The organism is Actinokineospora terrae (assembly GCF_900111175.1).
Lineage (GTDB): Bacteria > Actinomycetota > Actinomycetes > Mycobacteriales > Pseudonocardiaceae > Actinokineospora > Actinokineospora terrae.
Map to the genome: position 1 here is coordinate 216,162 of NZ_FOGI01000009.1, position 19,652 is coordinate 235,813.

General features: G+C 68.5%; 14 protein-coding genes. 5 read left to right on the plus strand and 9 right to left on the minus strand.

Annotated elements, in window-relative coordinates:
• Nucleotides 1–31: 31 nt before the first annotated feature.
• Together BMY07_RS21905 and BMY07_RS21910 are read left to right on the plus strand one after the other, a co-directional pair.
• Complete coding sequence (locus BMY07_RS21905) at nt 32–1,021, plus strand: Rossmann-fold NAD(P)-binding domain-containing protein (protein WP_143073588.1); 990 nt, start codon at nt 32–34, stop codon at nt 1,019–1,021.
• 124 nt (nt 1,022–1,145) lie between these two features.
• Complete coding sequence (locus tag BMY07_RS21910; RefSeq protein ID WP_177215701.1) at nt 1,146–6,776, plus strand: Ig-like domain-containing protein; 5,631 nt, start codon at nt 1,146–1,148, stop codon at nt 6,774–6,776.
• Here BMY07_RS21910 and BMY07_RS21915 read toward each other — a convergent pair.
• Together BMY07_RS21915 and BMY07_RS21920 are read right to left on the minus strand one after the other, a co-directional pair.
• The gene (locus BMY07_RS21915; RefSeq protein ID WP_092781765.1) at nt 6,762–7,451 is read right to left on the minus strand and encodes a DUF2334 domain-containing protein; all 690 of its coding nucleotides are present in this window, start codon (nt 7,449–7,451) and stop codon (nt 6,762–6,764) included. The two genes, BMY07_RS21910 and BMY07_RS21915, sit on opposite strands and share 15 nt — an antisense overlap.
• A gap of 50 nt (nt 7,452–7,501) precedes the next feature.
• Complete coding sequence (locus BMY07_RS21920; RefSeq protein ID WP_092781768.1) at nt 7,502–8,383, minus strand: phosphoribosylaminoimidazolesuccinocarboxamide synthase; 882 nt, start codon at nt 8,381–8,383, stop codon at nt 7,502–7,504.
• Between the two features lie 39 nt (nt 8,384–8,422).
• On the opposite strand from BMY07_RS21920, the gene BMY07_RS21925 reads away from it, so the two are divergent.
• Nucleotides 8,423–9,235 carry an SAM hydrolase/SAM-dependent halogenase family protein gene (locus BMY07_RS21925; RefSeq protein ID WP_092781771.1) on the plus strand — a complete coding sequence of 271 codons (813 nt, stop codon included), beginning with the start codon at nt 8,423–8,425 and terminating at the stop codon, nt 9,233–9,235.
• Here the strand turns inward: BMY07_RS21925 and BMY07_RS21930 are convergent.
• The 3 genes from BMY07_RS21930 to BMY07_RS21940 all read right to left on the minus strand — a co-directional run bounded on the left by BMY07_RS21930 (nt 9,232) and on the right by BMY07_RS21940 (nt 13,703).
• On the minus strand, nt 9,232–10,995 hold the full coding sequence (locus BMY07_RS21930) for a S8 family serine peptidase (RefSeq protein ID WP_245782560.1): 1,764 nt from the start codon (nt 10,993–10,995) through the stop codon (nt 9,232–9,234). The two genes, BMY07_RS21925 and BMY07_RS21930, sit on opposite strands and share 4 nt — an antisense overlap.
• 187 nt (nt 10,996–11,182) lie before the next feature.
• Nucleotides 11,183–12,931 carry a S8 family peptidase gene (locus tag BMY07_RS21935; protein ID WP_092781774.1) on the minus strand — a complete coding sequence of 583 codons (1,749 nt, stop codon included), beginning with the start codon at nt 12,929–12,931 and terminating at the stop codon, nt 11,183–11,185.
• Nucleotides 12,932–13,058: 127 nt separating this feature from the next.
• Complete coding sequence (locus BMY07_RS21940; protein ID WP_092781777.1) at nt 13,059–13,703, minus strand: MBL fold metallo-hydrolase; 645 nt, start codon at nt 13,701–13,703, stop codon at nt 13,059–13,061.
• 49 nt (nt 13,704–13,752) lie between these two features.
• Here BMY07_RS21940 and BMY07_RS21945 point away from each other — a divergent pair, with 49 nt between their 5' ends.
• Together BMY07_RS21945 and BMY07_RS33800 are read left to right on the plus strand one after the other, a co-directional pair.
• Complete coding sequence (locus BMY07_RS21945) at nt 13,753–15,195, plus strand: aldehyde dehydrogenase family protein (protein ID WP_092781780.1); 1,443 nt, start codon at nt 13,753–13,755, stop codon at nt 15,193–15,195.
• A gap of 355 nt (nt 15,196–15,550) precedes the next feature.
• Complete coding sequence (locus tag BMY07_RS33800) at nt 15,551–15,793, plus strand: hypothetical protein (RefSeq protein WP_177215684.1); 243 nt, start codon at nt 15,551–15,553, stop codon at nt 15,791–15,793.
• 4 nt (nt 15,794–15,797) lie between these two features.
• Here BMY07_RS33800 and BMY07_RS21955 read toward each other — a convergent pair whose 3' ends face one another.
• The 4 genes from BMY07_RS21955 to BMY07_RS21970 form a co-directional block, all read right to left on the minus strand.
• Nucleotides 15,798–17,411: an Eco57I restriction-modification methylase domain-containing protein gene (locus BMY07_RS21955; protein ID WP_092781786.1), complete on the minus strand. Its 1,614-nt coding sequence runs from the start codon at nt 17,409–17,411 to the stop codon at nt 15,798–15,800.
• A 109-nt stretch (nt 17,412–17,520) separates the two neighbouring features.
• Nucleotides 17,521–18,174, minus strand: coding sequence for a hypothetical protein (locus BMY07_RS21960; RefSeq protein ID WP_092781789.1), 654 nt, complete (start codon nt 18,172–18,174; stop codon nt 17,521–17,523).
• Nucleotides 18,175–18,249: 75 nt separating this feature from the next.
• Nucleotides 18,250–18,711, minus strand: a complete 462-nt coding sequence (locus tag BMY07_RS21965) for a DUF4365 domain-containing protein (protein ID WP_092781792.1) — start codon at nt 18,709–18,711, stop codon at nt 18,250–18,252.
• Nucleotides 18,712–18,892: 181 nt separating this feature from the next.
• The gene (locus tag BMY07_RS21970) at nt 18,893–19,270 is read right to left on the minus strand and encodes a helix-turn-helix domain-containing protein (RefSeq protein WP_092781795.1); all 378 of its coding nucleotides are present in this window, start codon (nt 19,268–19,270) and stop codon (nt 18,893–18,895) included.
• Nucleotides 19,271–19,652: the final 382 nt, after the last annotated feature.

Sequence of the window (19,652 nt, forward strand, 5' to 3'; positions counted from 1 at the left end):
CATTAAGGCTGGGGGCGGGTGAGGGTGGGGTATGCGGATTCTGGTGTTGGGCGGCACGCGGTTTGTTGGGTATTCGGTGGCGGCTGAGGGGGTGCGGCGCGGGCACGAGGTGGTGTGCGCGGCGCGGGGGGAGGCCGGGCGGGTGCCGGAGGGGACGGCGCTGGTGAGGGTTGACCGGGACCTGGAGGACGGGCTGGCGCCGCTGGCGGGGGAGCGGTTCGACGCGGTGGTGGACGTGGCGACGATCTCGTACGAGTGGGTGCGGCGGGCGTTGGCGGCGTTCGGGGGCGAGGTGGGGCACTGGACGTTCGTGTCGTCGATCAGCGCGTACGCCGAGCCGGGGGCGCCGTCGAGCGGGGTGGGTGACCGGTTGTTGCCGCCGAAGGCCGTGCACGGGACGCGGGAGGCGATGAAGGACGACCCCGACCTGTACGGCTCGGTGAAGGTGGCCAGCGAGCAGGCGGTGACGGCGGCGGTCGGTGACAAGGCGTTGATCGTGCGCGCGGGTCTGATCACCGGGCCGGGTGACGAGCACGACCGGTTCGGCTACTGGCCGCAGCGCCTGGTCCGGGGTGGGCGGGTGGTGGTGCCCGATGTCGACCACGAGATCCAGTACGTCGACGTGCGGGACCTGGCCGCGTGGATCATCGACGGCGCCGAGCAGGGGATCACCGGGGTGTTCGACGGCATCGGCCCGTCGACGCCGCTGCCCGCGCTGCTCACCGCGATGGCCGACACCCTGGGGGCGGACGTCGAGTTCGTGCGGGTGAGCGAGGAGGAGCTGCTGGAGCGGGGCGTCGCGCCCTGGTCCGGCCCCCGCTCGCTGCCGTTGTGGCTGCCCGCTTCGCACAAGTACATGGGCTCCCGCGACGCCGGTCCCGCCCTGGCCGCGGGGCTGACGCCGCGTTCGCTGGCCGACGCGCTCGCGGGTGCGCTGGACCACGAACGCACCCTCGGCGTCGACCGCCAGCGCAAGGCCGGGCTGACCCCCGAGGACGAGGCCGAGATCCTCGCTGGGTAGCGGCCGCGTCACCCGCCGGGTGGGATCACCGGCACCGAACAGGTGCTTGTGCTCAAGCTGACCGGTCCGGTCAGCCGATGGCGAGCGCGGGATGGTGTCCGGTCGTCGCTCCGAGGGAGAACGAATGCGCCACGGGAAGCCCTGGCGCGCCGTCGCCCGCCTCTTGGTCGTGCTGCTCGTGGCGCTGGTGGCGGTACCCGGGCTGGGTGGACCGGCTGAGGCAGCCCCACCTCGGTGCGGTGGACCCGGGACGCCCTCGGTTGTCGCGCTGCACAGCAGTCACTTCTACGTCGACAGCAACGCGCAACTGCTGTCGGGGTACGCGGGCTACCGGGTCGCCTCTTCGACCGCGCGCAGCGGGTTGTGGCTAGGGGTGAGCGGCTTCACCGGCGGGGTGGTCGCGCCCGCCACGGACCAGCCCACCACGGTCCCGGTTCCTGACCTCACCGAGGCCGGGGTGGCGCGGTACCTGCTGTTGACCGCGTCGACCACGACCACGGTCCCGCAGTCCCACACGGTCACCGTCTACACCGGCCCACCAGGCGTGGGGGTGATCGTGTGCAAGAGGACCTTCACCTACGCCGACGTCGTTGACACGATCAAGCTGGTGGCCAACAAGGTCGACGGCGTCACCTCGACAGCGACCGGTCAGGCCACGCTGGGCGACACGGTGACTCTTACCGTCAACGGCCACACAGGCACCATCGGCGCAGGTCCCGCGAACGACCCTGGCGTGCTGTCTTACGCCCCCAATGCGCTGTCGACTTTCCCGGTCACCGCATGGCGGCTTGAGCGCACAGAACTGGTGATCTCCCCTGATGGAGTCGCACCTCCCGAGACCTACGTGGATGGTTTGACGCTCACCGGCGCCACAGGACCGACCCGCTCTTACACCGCGCGGTACACCTTCCGCGCGATCGGCCCGACAACCGTATCCGCGTCAGTACGGCCGGTCCAGTACGTCGCGAACGACTCCCAGGTAAAGCACACGAACACAGGGTCCTCAGCGGCCAGCTCGCTTCCCACGGTGTCGAACTCGGCCGCGGTGACGGTGTCGAAAGTGGTGACATCACCTGCGGGTGGCGTGCTGCCCGGCGCCGGGGGCACCGCGACCTACACAGTGCGCCTGGTCAACTCCAGCGCGAGCAGGCGAACGGTCGACTGGGTGTCCGACGTGCTGCCGACCGATGCTCTGTACTCGTCCGGCAGCCTCACCCTCGACGGTCGACCGATACTCGACCCCCTAGTCAACAACGGCGTGCTGACCGCCCCAGGCCCGATAGCTGTACCGGCAGCAGGAGCAACCGAGCTCACCTACTCAGCGCAGCTCAGCGCGACCCCCGGGCCACACACGAACTCGGCGACAGCGCGGTTCGGGCAGGCGACGCTCGACACCACGGCTGACGTGACCGACTCTGCGCCCGCCACAACGACGGTCACCGTCGTGGGGTCATCGCCCATCACCTTGGTCGACGACGCGGCCACCACTCCGTCAGGTACCTCAGTCAGCGTGTTGGCACTGGGCAACGACTCCTCGCCGTCAGGCCTACCGCTGACGATCACCTCGCTCAGCCCGCCGAACCGGGGCAACGCGATCCTTGCCGCAGACAACTCGATCACCTATACATCAGCGTCGGGTACTTCAGGCGTGGACAGCTTCACCTATACCGCGACTGACGGCTATTCATCAGCCAGTGCGACGGTAGTGCTGACTGTGACTCCCGTCCTGGCCCAAGACGTCTACAGCACCGGCGAGAACACCACGCTCTTCGCGACCTCAGTGTTGCCCAATGACGCTTGCGGTGTTTGCACGGCGAACACGTCCCTAACGAGTCCGCCGGCGACCGGCAGCGCCACGATGGCGTCAGACGGTACCTTCACCTACGTCCCGGCGAGCAACACGACAGGGCCGGTCACCTTTACCTACAGCGCAACGGATATCGCGGGAAACAGCAGCGACGGCATCGTCACGGTCTATGTCGCTGATCTAGCACCGGACTTCAGGACGACCTCTTACGGCGATCCCGTCGTGGTGCCGGTCAAGAACAACGACGCCGGATGCGTGGGCGGCTGCGAGCCACAAGCTGACACAGACGGCACCCGGGGGACAGTCACGTACTTCGGCACCAGCCCGGTAACCGTCACGTACACCCCAACGGCAGGTCTATGGGGACTAGATAGCTTCACCTACGGGACCACAACAGGCAGTACGTCCACTCCTGTCACGGTCATGACCGAGCCACCAACAACGGTTCTCGAGACCACCTACGGTCTAGCTGCCGTAGCGCAGCTTCCGGCGGACGGTTCCTGCACCGGGTGCGTGTACTCGCTGGATTCTCCTGCCACGCACGGCGCGGTCACCATCGACGCCACAACAGGTACGTCTACCTTCACGCCCGAGGTCGGCTATGTAGGAGTAGACGCTTACACCTACGTGGTGGAAGACCCCGCTAGCGGTCTGCGAGTCCTCGGGCTCGTCGACGTCACCGTTGGCCCGTTGGCCCAGGACGACTCGGATGCGGTTCTGTTGGGCGCAACCCTGAACGGCGATGTGTCCACCAACGACGTCTGCCCGGCAACATGCACACGCACCAAGCTGACCGACCCCACCTCCGGCACAGTCGTCTTCAACAACGACGGCACCTACACGTACACACCTGGGTCAGCCATCGGCACGTTCACCTTCACCTACCGCGTCAGCAGTTCGGTCTCGGCATCGGTCAGCGACGACGCCACGGTGACCGTAACCGTCCGTGGGGCGGTCAACGACGTCGATAGCACCGCCCCGAACACACCTATCGACATCGCCGTGCGCACCAACGACCCCTGTGCGTCGTGCACGCTGTCCGTTGCAGGCAGCCCCAACTCGGGAACCGCAGTGGTCAACGGCCAGATGGTCCGATACACGCCTGCACCCGACCTCTCCGGTGAAGCAACCTTCTCCTACACCCTCAGCCAGGGCGCGGTCACCAGCACCGCCGTCGTGACCGTCACCGTCACCCCGCTCGCCGTCGCCGACACGGCCATCGCGGTCACAGGTAAGACGGTCGACGTCGTGCCGCTCGCGAACGACCTCTGCGCCAACTGCGCCATCACCTCCCTGGGCACACCGACATCCGGTTCGCTGCAGCAGAACGGCAACGTCGTGACCTTCACCCCGTCCGGCTCCGGGACAGCGACCTTCACCTACGACGCGGAAGACGGATCCGGCAACACGGCGACCGCCACCGTCACGGTGACCGTTGTGAACCCGCCGGTGCTGGTCGCCGACACGAGCACCGTCGCCTCCGGTCAGCTCGCGCCGATCCCGGTGCTGTCCAACGACACCTGCCCCGGCTGCGTGGTGACCGTGGCCAGCGACCCGCTGAACGGCTCGATCACGTTCGACGCGCAGGGCCAGGTCGGGTACACCGCCGCGCCCGGGTTCAGCGGGACCGACTCCTTCACCTACACCGCGACAGACCCCGCCACATGTGCCCACGCGAGGGAGACGGTCACGGTAACCGTGTCCCCGGTCGCGCACGACGACACGGCGATCACGCCGGTAGAGGTACCGATCACCGTTGACGTGCTGGCCAACGACGCGTGTAAGGCGTGCACGCTGGCGGTGGACACGACGACGGGCGATGTAGTCGCGAACATCGTTGCCGGGCAGGTAGAGGTAACGCCGAACACCCAGTGGACAGGTATCGCGACCGTGGAGTACACCGCGACCGATCCGGCAACGGCTCTTACGACCACGGCAACACTGACCGTAGAGGTCAACAACGCTCAGCCCGACGCGACTACCGTCGCCGCAGGCGCGAACGTCACAGGCCTGGACGTGCTCGCGAACGACCTGTGCGCGGGCTGCACGATCACCTCGGTCACCCCGGCCACGTACGGGACCTCGATCAACGAGGGCAACGCGGTCGGCTGGACTCCGCCCGCTGATTTCGCCGGTCTGGCGACCTTCGGCTACACGGCGGGAGACGGGTCCCAGGTCGTGTCCTCGACCGTGCGGCTCCTGGTGACCCCGCCGCCGTTCCCGGTCAACACCACCATCGACCAGGACGTCGCGGTCCAGCCCCCTGCCACCGTTTCGTGCCCTGGCTGCACGCTGCTCATCCGATCGTCCGCGAACCAAGGCGACGTGGACTACGACGGAAGCGGCTTCCGGTACACGCCCGCGCCGGGTTACAGCGGGCTGGACAGCTTCAACTACCGCTTGACCGACCCCGTGTCGCAGCTATGGGTGCAGTCCAGTGTGGACATCACGGTCGCGGCGCCGGTAGTGCTACCTGCCTTGAGCGTGACTGCGACACCACCCAGCGCGGGAAGTCAACCGCAAGCAGGTGATGTGCTGGCCTGGTCGTGGACCGTGGCCAATACGGGCAATGTCGCTCTTACCGCTATCACGCCCACAGGTGCGACTTGCGCCGCCACCACGCTCGCGGTCGGCGACAGCCTGGTGTGCACCGTCAACCACACGCTGAGCCAGTCAGAGGTCGACGCGGGTCAACTGACCAAACGCATCGACGTCACGGCGAACAGCACAGGCGGCACGGCGTCCGGCTTCGACGAGACCACCATCCCGCTCGCGCGCGTGCCCGGGCTGGACGTCAATGCCACGGCTTCACTGCTGAACGACGACATCACCGTGACCTACACGGTGGACAACATCGGCAACACCACACTGTCGTCGGTAGGCGTAACCCTCACTGACAGCACGGTCTTGAGCTGCACGGCCACCTCGGTGCTACCGAACGCACAAGTGCCGTGCACCGGTACGCACACTGTCACCCTTACCGATATCCAGGCGGGCTTCTGGTCCAGCTACGGCACCGCTAGCGCCACCGCACCCGGCACCGCGCTCCCCTTGACCGCGACTGACTCCACCACAACCCCACTGTCAGCCCCACCAACGACAACAACCACCACAACGACAACAACCACTACAACAACGACCACGACCACGACCACGACCACGACCACGACCACGGAACCGCCTACGACCACGACCGAACCACCCACGACCACCGAACCACCCACGTCCGCCCAAGTCGCAGGCGCCGTGTGGTTCGACCGAAACTTCGACGGCCGATTCCAAGCCGACGAGTGGCCACTACCCGGCATCCGCGTGTCCCTGACCAGCACCAGCCAGCGGATGGCCATCGCCGAATCCGCCGCTTACGCCACCTCCGGACCAGACGGCCACTACACCTTCGCCAACGTCCCCCCAGGCGCGTACACGATCGCGGCCGTCTACCCCAAGGACGGGTTCGCCTACACCTCCGACCCGGACTGGTCCGCCGCGATCGTCGTCACTGGCTCCGGCGTCACCGCTGTCGACTTCGCGGGCGTGGGCCAGGGCATCATCAGGGGCACCGTCCTCACCGGCAGCACTCAGGTGCCCGTCGCGGGCGCCCAGGTGAGCTGCCGCTGGGCCGGGCTGGACGAGGCCCTCAACACCCCCGACGACGTCCTCATGGCCGCCACAGCGACCACAGCGGGCGCGTTCGACCTGCCCCAGCTGCCCTACGGCGTCTTCTCCTGCACCGCCGTCGACCCGGCATCCGGCGACACCTCCGCGGCTGCCCGGGTCATCGTGCGGTCCACAACCCCCGTGGTCGTCGAGCTGGCGATAGGCCAAGCCCTGGCCGACACCGGGCTGAGGTCACTCAGGGTGGCGTGGCTGGGCTGCCTGCTCGTGGTGACAGGAGCGACTCTGCTCCTGGCCACGCGCAGGCAGCCTAAGAACTCAGGCCGCGGATAGCGCCGTCGCGGCACGGTAGGTAGTCGGAGTCGCGCCATTGTCCAAAGCGGAGTCGATGGCGTCGAAGTAGGCCGCGCGGTGAGCCGGTCGAGCTAGGTCTACCGCGTCGATGGCGAGCCGGAGGGCGCCCGCGCGGCGGGCGACACGGGTAGCGGCCAAGACCAGGGCGAAACAGCGCCAGGTCTCGGCGCGTTCGTGGCTGCTAAGACTCTGCACCCGGGCCCGCAGCGACCCGCCGGTGCGCAGGTCGTGGATCGACGCGAGGTCCGCGCACAGGGTGAAGTCCTTGCGCTGCAGGGCGATCAAGGTACCGCGGGACGCCAGCCACCTCGGCGGGGCGAACCCGGTGGTGTGCAGGCCCGCGCGTTCCATCGCGGACATCGCCGCGGTGAGGCGCAGGCCTGCCTCGTGGGCGGGCAACGAGGCGAACTCGGGGCGGCGCATCGACACGGTGCGACCACGCGGTTCCCGGGTGTGGTCGAAGCCGTGCAGCAGGACGTCGTCGCCCGCGAGGCGGCGGGTGCGGACCCAGTCCACGGCCGCACCGGCCAGTCGAGGGGCTACCAACAGGGACAGTGGCACCCCGCGCCTGCCCAGGTGCTCGGCGAGATCGGCGCAGTGGTGCAGGGTCCGGGCGTCGATCCCGGACAGCGAGACCAGCAGTCGAGCCGTCACCCCACCAGCACAGCGCCACCGGGTGACTACCAGGTGTCGCCGGTGGTGCCTCAGCCGATCCAGTCGGCGAACTTCCGGCCGGTGACCTGCTCGTACGCCTCGACGTAGCGGCCGCGGGTGGCCTGGGCAACCTCGTCGGGCAGCGGCGGCGGCGCGGTGTTGGACGCCCGGTCCCAGCCGGAGGCGGGGGAGGTCAGCCAGTCGCGGACGAACTGCTTGTCGAACGAGTGCTGCGCCCGGCCCGGCTGGTAGCTCTCCAGCGGCCAGTACCGGGAGGAGTCCGGCGTGAGCACCTCGTCGCCGAGCACGACCCGGCCGTCGAGCAGGCCGAACTCGAACTTGGTGTCGGCGAGGATGATGCCCCGCTCGGCGGCGTGCTCGGCCGCGCGGCGGTAGACGGCCAGGGTCAGCTCCCGCACGACGGTGGCGTGCTCGGTGCCGATGACCTCGGCGATCTCGTCGAAGGTGACGTTCTCGTCGTGCTCGCCCAGCGGGGCCTTGGTGGCGGGGGTGTAGATCGGCTCGGGCAGCTTGGAGCCCTCGACCAGGCCGGGCGGCAGGGTGATCCCGCAGACCGCGCCGGTGCGGTTGTAGTCGAGGGTGCCGGACCCGGCGAGGTAGCCGCGGGCGACGGCCTCGACGGCCAGCATGTCGAGCCTGCGCACGACCAGCGCGCGGCCGCGGACCTCGGTCGGGATGCGCGGGTCGTCCCAGGCCACCAGGTGGTTGGGCACGAGGTCGCCGAGCAGCTCGAACCAGAACACGCTCATCGCGGTGAGGATGCGGCCCTTGTCCGGGATCGGGGAGTCGAGCACGAAGTCGTACGCCGAGATCCGGTCCGAGGCGACCAGCAGCAGGTGGTCGTCGTCGATGGCGTGCAGTTCGCGGACCTTGCCCGCGGCGATCTTCGGGTATTCCTCGAGCGTGGCCACGTTTGTGCAGCCTACGGATTCGTGCCGCACACTTCGGACGTGGGGTACGACTGGGTTTGCTTCACCACGGACTACGGCCGAGCGGACGGCTTCCCCGCCGTCTGCGAAGGCGTCATCGCCCGCACCGCGCCGCACGCGCGGGTCCTGCACGTCAGCCACGAGGTGCCGCGCCAGGACGTGCGCGGCGGGGCCGACCTGCTGGTGCGGTCGGTGCCCTACCTGCCGCGCGCGGTGCACCTCGCGGTGGTGGACCCGGGGGTCGGGACGGCGCGCAGACCGGTCGCGATCGTGTCACCCGAAGGGGTACTCATCGGGCCGGACAACGGGCTGCTCCCGGCGGCCGCGGAAGTGCTCGGTGGGGCTATCGCGGCGTATGAGATCACCGAGTTCCACTTGGAACCGGTCTCCGCGACCTTCCACGGCCGCGATGTGTTCGCCCCCGCCGCCGCGCAGGTGGCCAACGGCGTCAACCCCAACGCTCTAGGCCCCGCAGTCGACCTCGACACGCTGATACGCCTGCCTGAGCCGGTCACACACATCGAGCCAGGGCGGGTCACCACGGAGGTTATAGGGGCGGACAGCTTCGGGAACGTGCAACTGGCCGTCACAGACCTGGTCGCCGACCCGGGCACGGTGGTCCATGCCCAGGTCGGCGACCGGTCGTTGGAAGCCGTGGTCGGCCGCACGTTCGCCGACGCCCGCTCGGGCGACGCCGTGGTGCTGCTCGACTCGGCGGGCCGGGTCGCGATCGCGGTCAACGGGGGTTCCGCCGCCGAGATCCTGTTGCCGCGACCCGGTGACCGGGCGGTGCTGTTGCTGGCAGCCGCCCCAGCACCGCCCGCTCGGTCCTAGAAGGTGACCTTCCAGGAGTTGATGTAACCGGTGTCGTAGGTGGCGGTGTCGCGGACCGACAGCTTCCAGGCACCGTTGGCGACCTCGCCGGAGAGGTCCACGGTGAACTGGGTGGTCAGGTTCGCGGACCCGTCACCGGGGTTGGCGCGGCGCAGCGAGTAGCTGGTGCCGTCCGGCGCGATCAGGTTGAGCTCGAGGTCACCGACGTAGGTGTGCACGATGTTGACGTCGACCTTGGTGGCCGCGGGGGCGTTGCCGGTGCGGCCGTCGATGGTGACGGTCGAGGTGGCGGCGGCGCCGTTGTCGGCGATCTGCACGTCGTCGGTGTTCTCCCACGGGCCACCCGGCTGCGGGTTGGGGTCGCCGCCCTGGACCGCGGCCAGCGCGTCGACGCGGCCCTCGCCGTAGAAGGTGTTCTTGGCGGTGGTGCCCTTGCAGCGGCTGTCGCTGCCGCAGGCCAGGTCGTCGGCCTGCTCGGCGATCTTGGCCTTGATCTGGTCCACCGTGGCGCTCGGGTTGACGCTCTTGATCAGGGCGGCGACGCCGACCACGTGCGGGGTGGCCATCGAGGTGCCGGACATCTGGCCGTAGTTGCCGCCGGGCAGGGTCGAGTACACGTTGTCGCCGGGGGCGGCCACGTTGACCTTGTTGGCGAAGTTGGAGAACGACGACTTGGTGTTGCTGCTGGTGATCGAGGCGACGGTCAGCGACGACTCGAGCTCACCCGGGACGATCTTGCAGGACGCGGTCACCGGGCGGCTGGACGGCGTGGAGTCGTCCGGGCTCAGCGTGTCGGTGGACTTGTTGTCCAGGTCGGTGTTCTCGTTGCCCGCGGCGACGACGTTGAGCACGCCCTTGCCGGTGGCGTAATCGGCGGCGCGCTTGACCGCCTCCAGGATCGCGGCCTGGTCGACGTTGTTGGGGCAGTTCGCCCACCACGGGTCGGTCCAGTAGCTGTTGTTGGTCACCGCGAAGCCGTTGTCGCCCGCGTACATGAGGCCGCAGACCACGTTCTCCGGGAAGAACAGCTGGCTGGTCGGCTCGGCGACGCGGATCGAGGCGATGCGGACGCCGGGCGCGACGCCGACCATGCCCTTGCCGTTCTTGGCCGCGGCGATGGTGCCCGCGACGTGCGTGCCGTGGTCACCGACCGGACGCCACGCGCCGGTGCGCGCGTCGACCTTGCCGTAAGCGCAGGAGACCGACTTAGAGGCGTCGAAGTTCGGCTTGAGGTCGTAGTGCTGGTCGTCGACACCGGTGTCGACGACGCCCACGAGGACGTTAGAGCTACCGGTGGTGACGTCCCAGGCCTTGTCGGCGCCGATCTGGGTCATGTCGACCCGGCTGGTCTCGGCCGCGGTCGGCGTGGTCTGCGACGGCGAGGTGGGGATCGCCGGGTTCGAGGACGCGGCGGGCACGTCGGAGGTGCGGGAGGCGCCGACCTGCTGCACCCCGGAGACCGAGCGCATCTTCGAGGCGAAGTCGGTGGCCGTCGAGTGCGCCACGATGACGCCGATGGCGTCGTAGGAGGCGTAGACCGTGCCGCCGTTGGTGCTCACGGCCGACTTGGCGCCGCTGGTGTTGTTCGGGGCGGTGATCACCAGGTAGGCGCGCAGGCCCGCCGCTGCGGCGACGGACTTGCCGGTGCCCGGCTTACCGGGGCCCGCGGCGGCGACACCCGCCATGGGCGTGATCAGGCCGACGCTGAGCGCGGCGATGATCGCCGTCCGCCTCAGCCCGGCGCGGGAACGCAGGAACACGATGTCCTCCGGGGCGTTTCGATCAGGGGCAGGGAGACCCTGTGCGCGCCATGATGACCACAAACACCCGCCGGAAGAATCCTTGGCGAAAAATGGGTTCGAACGGCCCAGAGAAAGTGGAAAAAACAGAAGGCCGTCCTGGGACAAACAGGACGGCCTTCAGGGTATTACCAGGTAGCGCGGGTGCTTAGAAGGTCAACTTCCACGAGTTCAGGTAGCCGACATCGGAGCGGTAGATATCCTGGACGCGCAGGTTCCAGGTGCCGTTCGCGACCTCGGTGGAAGCGTTCACGGTGTATGTCGCGATGACGTTGTCCGCGGAGTCATTCGTCGACGAGCTCTTGAGCCGGTACACCGAACCGTCCGGCGCGACCAGGTCGATCACGACGTCGCCGCGGTACGGGTGCACCACGTTGACGTCGACCTTGAGGGTCGTGGGCGCGTTGCCGGGGATGCCGGTGACGGTGATCGGGCTGGTCACCGCGGCGCCGCCGTCCGGGATCTGCACGTCGGTCGGGTTCTCGAAGGACCCGCCGGGGGTGGTGCCGCCGCCGACCGCGTCCTTGGCGTCGACGCGGCCGTCGCCGTAGAAGTTGTTCTTCGCGGTGGTGCCCGCGCAGCGGCTGTCGGAGCAGGCCAGGTCGTCGGCGTCGCCTGCCAGCCGGGCCCGGACCTGGGCCGGGGTCAGCGACGGGTTCACGCTGAGGATCAGCGCGGCCACCCCGGCGACGTGCGGGGAGGCCATCGACGTGCCGGAGGAGTTGCCGTAGGTGCCGCCGGGCAGCGTCGAGTACACGTTGTCACCGGGGGCGGCGACGACGATCTTGTCGGTGCCGAAGTTGGAGAACGACGACTTCACGTTGGAGGAGTTGATCGACGACACGGCCAGCACGCTCGGCAGCTCGTTCGGCACCGCGAGGCAGGCGTTGGTCACCGGGCGGTTCGCGGGCGTCGAGTCGTTGGGGCTGGTGGAGTCGGTCGTCTTGTTCGCCAGGTCGTAGTTCTCGTTGCCCGCGGCGGCGACGTTGAGCACGCCCTTGCCCTCGGCGTAGGCGGCGGCGCGCTTGACGCCCTCCAGGATCGCGGCCTGGTCGGCGTTGCTCGGGCAGTTGAACAGCCACGGGTCGGTGTAGTAGCTGTTGTTGGTGACCTTGAAGCCCTGGTCGCCGGAGAACACGAACGCGCAGATGGTGTTCTCGGCGAAGAACAGGCCGCTCGGCGCCTCGGCGATCCGGACCGACGCGATCTTCACGCTCGGCGCGACACCGACCATGCCCTTGCCGTTCTTGGCCGCGGCGATGGTGCCCGCGACGTGCGTGCCGTGCGTGCCCTCGGGCCGCCACGAGCCGACGCGGGTGTCGAGCTTGCCGTAGGCGCACGAGGCCGACTTGGAGGCGTCGAAGTTCGCCTTGAGGTCGTAGTGCTGGTCGTCGACACCGGTGTCGAGGACGCCGACGGTGACCGAGGGGGACCCGGTGGTGATCGCCCACGCCTGGTCGGCCTTGATCTGGGTCATGTCGACCCGGTTGGTCTCGGCCGCGGTCGGGGTGGTCTGGGTGGGGGAAGCCGGGATCGGCGGGTTGCCGGCCTGCGCGGGCAGGTCGCTGGTCCGGGTCGCGCCGACCTGCTGGACACCGCTGACCGCGCGCATCTTGGTCGCGAAGTCGGTGGCGGTCGAATGCGCCACGATGACGCCGATGACGTCATAAGAGGCGAAGACAGTGCCACCGTTGGTCGCTACCGCCGACTTGGCGCCCGCGGTGTTGTTCGGTGCGGTGATGACGAGGTAAGAGCGCAGACCAGCCTGAGCCGCTGCGGGTGCGGCAGGGGCAGCGGGGACCGCTGTCGCCGGGACGGCCAGGCCGACCACGGCGCAGGCCCCGACCGCGGCGGCGATCGCCGCGCGGCGGAGCCGGGAGTGTGAACGCAGGAACACGGCTTTCCTCCACAGGTGAAGGGACCCGGTCGCCGATGACCGGGTGCAGGGTGAACCCTTCACCCACACAGGAGGAGATTGTCATGCCAATGGGACGCCTGACCGGAAGAAATTACCCTAACGGGGCTTAGTTCAACTCGATCGTTGTACCCACCGGGTGAACCTCGAACCGAGAGTTCGCAGGCCCCAGCGTGCTGAACCGATAATGGGCGATGTCGACCCCCTTCTGGCTGGCGGTCTGGTCGTGGATCGGCACTGCGATCTTGGGCGAGACCGCGCGGTAGAAGTCGATCGCCTCGCCGAGACGCAACCAGGGCGCGTCCACCGGCAATCCCAGGATGGAGATCTCCTGGTCGGGCACGAAAAGCGAGTCGCCGGGGTGGTAGAAAGCGCCGTCGTCGACCACGTAGCCGATGTTGGGCGGGACCACGATGTCGGCGTGGATGAGCGCGTGCACGCCGCCCACCGCGGTCACGGCGGTACCACCGAGGGTGATGACGTCGCCGGGGTTGGCGGTGCGGGCCTGGAGGCCGAGCTTGGCGACCTCGGGGGCCGTGCCGGGGTCGATGACCAACTCCGCGTGCTGGTTGGTGGCCAGCAGCGCCGGGAGCCGCTCGGGGTCGAAGTGGTCGAGGTGCTGGTGGGTGATGAGCACGCCGTCGAGGTCGCGCAGGTCCTTGAAGCCGTTTGACCAGACGCCCGGGTCGATCAGCAGCCGGGCGGACCCGGTCTCCAGCAGCACACACGCGTGGCCGAGATGAGTCACCTTCACGTCCGCCAGGGTATCGCCAGGGTGACGTACTGACCGGTAGCTTCCCGGTATGACGTTCGAGTCGCTCAACCCGGCCACCGACGAGGTCGTCGGCACGCACCCGGTGCACTCCCCGGACGAGGTCGAGGCGGCGGTAGCCCGCGCGCGGACCGCGGCCGGGTGGTGGGCCGAGCTCGGGTTCGCCGGTCGGGCCGAGCGGCTGACCAGGTGGAAGGGCGTGCTGACCAGGCGCGCGGCGGAGCTGGCCGAGGTCGTCAGCGCGGAGACCGGCAAGCCGCACGCGGACGCCATGCTGGAGATCATCCTGGCGATCGACCACACGGCGTGGGCCGCGCGCAACGCGCCGAAGGTCCTGGGCCGCAAGCGCCGCCCGGCCGGTCTGCTGATGGCCAACCAGTCGGCGACGGTGGAGTACCTGCCGCTGGGCGTGGTCGGGGTGATCGGGCCGTGGAACTACCCGGTGTTCACGCCGATGGGGTCGATCGCTTACGCACTCGCGGCGGGTAACGCTGTCGTGTTCAAGCCGAGCGAGTACACGCCCGGCGTCGGTCAGTGGCTGGCGGAGACGTTCGCGTCGGTGGTGCCGGAGCAGCCGGTGTTCCAGCTGGTCACGGGGTTCGGCGAGACGGGGGCGGCACTGTGCCGGTCCGGGGTGGACAAGATCGCGTTCACCGGGTCGCCGGGGACGGGCAAGAAGATCATGGCCGCGTGCGCGGAAACGCTGACCCCGGTGCTGATCGAGGCAGGCGGCAAGGACGCGCTGCTCGTCGACTCCGACGCGGATGTCGAAGCCGCAGCCGACGCAGCCGTGTGGGGCGGCATCTCTAACGCCGGGCAGACCTGTGTGGGCATCGAACGGGTCTATGTGCACGCGGACGTCTATGACCAGTTTGTGTCCCTTGTGGTGGCCAAGGCACAGGCTGTCGAAGTGGGCAAGCAGATCGGACCGATCACCATGCCCGGCCAGGTCGACATCATCCGCGGCCACATCACCGACGCTCTCTCTCGTGGCGCCCGCGCACTCGTCGGCGGCAACGGCTCAGGCAGGTTCGTCGAGCCGACCATCTTGGTGGACGTACCGGAAGACGCTGCGGCGGTGCAGGAAGAAACCTTCGGCCCGACTCTTACCGTCACCAAGGTCTCGTCCATGGACGAAGCAGTCACCAAAGCCAACAACACCCGCTACGGCCTAGGCGGCGCTGTCTTCTCCCGCACCAACGGCGCAGCCCTAGCCCGCCGCCTCCGCTCCGGCATGGTCTCCGTCAACTCGGTGATCAGCTTCGCCGGAATCCCCTCCCTCCCCTTCGGCGGCACCGGCGACTCCGGCTTCGGCCGGATCCACGGCCCAGAAGGCCTCCGCGAGTTCGCCCGCCCGCAGGCCATCACCCGCCAACGCTTCCGCGCTCCGCTGACCCTCACCTCGTTCCGCCGCCCCGAGAAAACCGACACCCGCGTCACCAAACTGATCACCCTCCTGCACGGCCGCCGCTGACGGGGAGTCATCCGGCGGTAACGCGACGCTCGATTGGCCGATGCAACGGGGGCGTATGTCGTTCAGCCGCTGGGAGTGCACCATGATCGTCCCCCGGAGAACCAAGGTGGCGGCCCGCCACATGGGACTACTTGCCGGAGCCTTACTTCTTACCCTGACCGCTTGTGGTTCCCCCACCGCAAGCCAGCCAACGGTCTCGCCTACCTCGACGACGACCACCACAACCACGACGACCACTACCACCACAACGCCGGTCACGACCACCACGACGACGACCACTGTGGTCCCCCCGCCGCCACCCCCACCCGCGCCAGTCCCCGCGCCCGTAGTGACCACAGCGGTGAAGAAGCCCGCGGTGACAACGACAACCGCGCGCCCCGCACCCAAACCGGCGTCCCCCAAGCCCACGACGACGGTGGCCAAGCCCGCGTCGAACTGCAACCCCAACTACTCGCCGTGCGTCCCCAACGCCAGTGACGTCGACTGCGCGGGCGGCTCCGGCAACGGCCCCGCGTACGTCACAGGACCCATCCGCGTCATCGGCTCGGATCCCTACGGCCTCGACAACGACGGCGACGGCATCGGCTGCGAGAAGTAGGCCGCTAGAGACCGAACGCCCGCTCCACCAGGCCATCGACGGCGGTTGGATCGCCGCGGCCCTCGATCAGCTCGCTTACCGCGTCCACAAGCTCTTGTGCTGCCGCGGTTCTCGGGTCAGGTAGGGGGAACCGCTCCACGTACTGGGTGATCCACCGCCGTCGGCCGGAGTAGAGGCGGTTGCCGCAGACCTCGTCGTAGAACCGAAGTCCCAGGGCCGAGTTCGCTACGCCCAGCATGAGGTAGGCCAAACGCTCGTCGCCTATGTCTGCCAACGAGATCCAGTAGCAGTCACCGTTCACGACCACGCCGGACCGGTCGTACGCGAACCGCGCGCGCTCACTGATGTCCGGGAACACCACCTTCGGCACCGCCCACAAACCGGGCCGCTGCGGAACCCAGATCTCCCACCACTGCCTGCCCGCGTCGGTGACGTACTTGCGCCCCTTCAAGCGTTCCGCATGGGACTCCAGGTAGGCGGTGGTCTTCGGGTACATAGTCAGGTCTACCGGCGTCCGTCGGACCTGACTGAGGTCATACGGGTACAGCACCTTCGTCCGCGGTTGCCCTACCTGCCATGGCGTGACGTCCTCGTGGGTCACCAGAGGTAGCACCAACTCCGGCTCTACGTCAGGCCAACCCTCCCGGATGAACACGGCGTCAGCGGTGGTCTTGACCCCGACCCGGATCTTGCCGACTGCGCCGAAGGTCTTCCAGGTCGCCGCCTCCACGCGCGCCAGCCAGTCGTGATCGTGCTGGCTGAACCGCCACGGCTGCGCGGGGTCGTCCCGGTCGGCGAGCTCCCCGACCCGCACCGCCACCGGCTTCCCACCGTGCTCGACCACGCTGTCGACGTCGGACCGCAGCGCCTCGAACAGGGTGTCGCCGCTGGTGCGGGTCGCGCCCTCCGCCCGGTACGCGGACACAAACCGGCAGGTCACCGGCCCGCGCTCGGCCGTCGCGATGACGATGGCGGGCAGCACAGCGGCGGCGAACAACCTGGTGTCCCCCAGGTCGTACACCTCGACGGGCTTCAGCGCGCCGCCCAGCGTGCTGCGCACGTTCGCCCCGGCCCTCGTGCTGAGGAACCGGTTCGAGCACAGCAGCCCCATCACCCCACCGGCCCGCAGCAGCCTGGGGAACGTGCTGATGAACGGGTGCGTGAGGTCGATCCGCCCGACCAGGTTGAAGTCCCGAGCCAGAACCCGAGCCGCCGCGGCCCCCAACTGCTGCGTACGCACATACGGCGGGTTGGTGATGACCACGTCGAACGACCCACTGGGGATCTCCCCCGCCACCGCCACGAAGTCCCCCTCGCGCCAATCCCCGACCACCCCCCGCTCCGCCGCCCGCTTCTCCGCAACCCCCAACGCCTCCCCATCGACGTCAAACCCCGTCACCTCGACCGCCACCCCCGGCCGAACCCGCCCCAACACCCCCGCGATCCCCAACAACAACTCCCCATCCCCACACGCCGGGTCCAGCACCCGCACAACATCCCCCTCAGGCAGATGCCGCACCACCCCCGCCGCCAAGAACCCCGCCAACCCCACCGGCGTGTAATGCCTGCCGTACCGCTTGACCTCGGCCGCACCCGCCTTGCCGCGCCTGACAGCCATTGCGCTCCTCGGAGATGGCGACCGGTTGAGCCGCCACCGGCGACCTCGGCAATTGTGCTCGGACGCGCAGCACGACGCGGGCCAGGTCGCCCCGACGATCAGACGGAGATCAACAACCCCGCCACACCGGCAACATCCGGCGGCGCTGGGCGGGGGAGGCGGGCAACCGGGCGAAGGACCCGTCGTCGGCGAGTGACACGCAGTCGATCCCGACCCGGTGCAGGAGGTCGAGGCTGTGCTCGCCCGGCAACTCGGGGAACAACGCGGTCAACGTCGTCACCGGGCGTGGGCTGTAGACGGCGTAGTCCAGGAGTTGGGCGACGGCCTCGCGGACCTTGCGGTGCGTCGCGGAACTCTTCGCCTCGATGATCTCCACCTCGTCACCCGCCTCGCGGTAGAGGTCAGCGCGCAACGCCAGACCATCCACCCGCAACGCCGAGAACTTCTCGGTGGATAGCACCCGTTGATAAAGCTCGACCAACACCGCCTCCACCCGCTGGGTGAGCGACTCGGAGGCGTTCGTGGTCCGCGGGACAGTGCGCGTGGTGAACTTCTCCACCGGCGTCACCCGCGAGGTCATGAGGCGCCCGATCCGCTCCTCCGTCGCCTCCTCGGCTCGCTCTTGGAGCAACGCGGGCTCAATCCCGAACTCGACCATCACCTTGTCCACATCGCTGCCCCGCAGGAAGCGCTGGCCTGGAAAGTCGTAGTTCGGCGCGTACCCGCATAGGACGGCCAGGTCGCTCTTAGGCCGCTCCACCATCCGAACGTTGTGGACGCTGTAGACGTAACGGAAGCTCTCTTAGTCAAGTGCGTGTCCACCCAATGGACTAGTCGATCAACCGAGGCGGGCGCCAGCTGGCCTGTCGTCGATGTACTCACGCAGGTCCCGGACGAAGGCCTCCACCGAGGCCAGGTCGAGCACTGCTGAGCGCGGGATCTCGATGGACCGGAGACTCACCGCGCTGCGGAGTTGCTCAGACGCGTTCGCCCAGTACAAGAGGTCGGTTGTGGGGTCGTAGACAACGCAGACGACCGGGGCGTTGGCCTTCCGCCAAGACTCGGCGTGTTGTCTGACTCTTACCCGGTACCCGCGAGCGCTCCGGTAGGACAACCCGCCCTTGACCTGGACCGCGATGGTGTAGCCGGTAGGGCGGCATGACTCGGTGAAGCTGACGTAGAGGTCTTCGCCGAAGTCGTTGTGGCCGTCGATCTTCTGCACGACGTGGCCGCTCTCCTGGAACAGCGACGTGACCCGGATGACCGCGCGGTCCTCGAGCACCCGCCTGGCGTCGACCACCCCTCACCCCTGGCCAGCCAGGGCTAATGGCTGATAACAGCGCGATCCAGGGCACCGCGCGCTGACGTTCATCCAGGTCTCCGCACCGATCGTCGAGTCGAACGGCAGCAAGTGAACCAGCGCCGGCTGATATCAGCCGGCCCCGTTGCCTTCGCCCCATCGGGTTGCGGACACGCGCGGATCAGCGCTCGCCGTCGTGCCTGCCCAGGTTGTGCAGGTGGACCTGGACGTCGTGCAGCCGTTCGAGGATCTCGGTGAGCCGCAGCTCCAACGAGTCGAACCGCGACTGCATCTGCCCCTCGTCCTCCGGTGCCCCGTCCGGCCGCGACGGCACTCGCCCCTGCAGCACCGCGCTCAGGTGGTCAGGGTGCAGCCCGAGGGCAGCCGAGAGCGCCTCCAACGTGCGCGCACTCCGCCGCCGCTCCACCGTGTGGTACTGCAACTCCCGGATGATCGCCTGCGACACCTGCGACCGGTCCGCCAGTTCCCGCTGCCGCCACCCGAGCTCCCGCAGCCGCCCCGAGATCACCCTCGCGACCGCCGCCCAATCCTCCGACACGCATTCCTCCGCGCTTCGCCGTCACGCGGAGATTAGCCCTTGACGGGCTGATTTGTGCCCACCACCCGGCCCGTGTCGAATACCGAAACTCGAACTGGCCGATATCAGCCAAGGCACGCTGAAATCCTTAAATGCGCGGCCCTAAGAGGTTGTGATTGGCGTTACCACACACACGAGCCCACCCATCCAAGGTAGTCCTATCTCGAAGAAATCGACACTAGAAGGAATCGACAGTTCTCCGTAGTAGCGCACCCAAGTGGACGGTCACGCGCGACCAGCGATTCCCCAACCCCATCCGCACCACCTGGCGCTGTGCGAGACTCGTCCGCGGCCGAGCGCAGCGGCAAGGGGTGGCCGTTGAGCGCCGACATGGAACGGCTTG

Coding starts and splice junctions, on each gene's coding strand:
- BMY07_RS21905 (WP_143073588.1), top strand. CDS start 32: ATGCGGATTCTGGTGTTGGGCGGCACGCGGTTTGTTGGGTATTCGGTG.
- BMY07_RS21910 (WP_177215701.1), top strand. CDS start 1,146: ATGCGCCACGGGAAGCCCTGGCGCGCCGTCGCCCGCCTCTTGGTCGTG.
- BMY07_RS21945 (WP_092781780.1), top strand. CDS start 13,753: ATGACGTTCGAGTCGCTCAACCCGGCCACCGACGAGGTCGTCGGCACG.
- BMY07_RS21955 (WP_092781786.1), bottom strand. CDS start 17,411: ATGGCTGTCAGGCGCGGCAAGGCGGGTGCGGCCGAGGTCAAGCGGTAC.
- BMY07_RS21960 (WP_092781789.1), bottom strand. CDS start 18,174: ATGGTGGAGCGGCCTAAGAGCGACCTGGCCGTCCTATGCGGGTACGCG.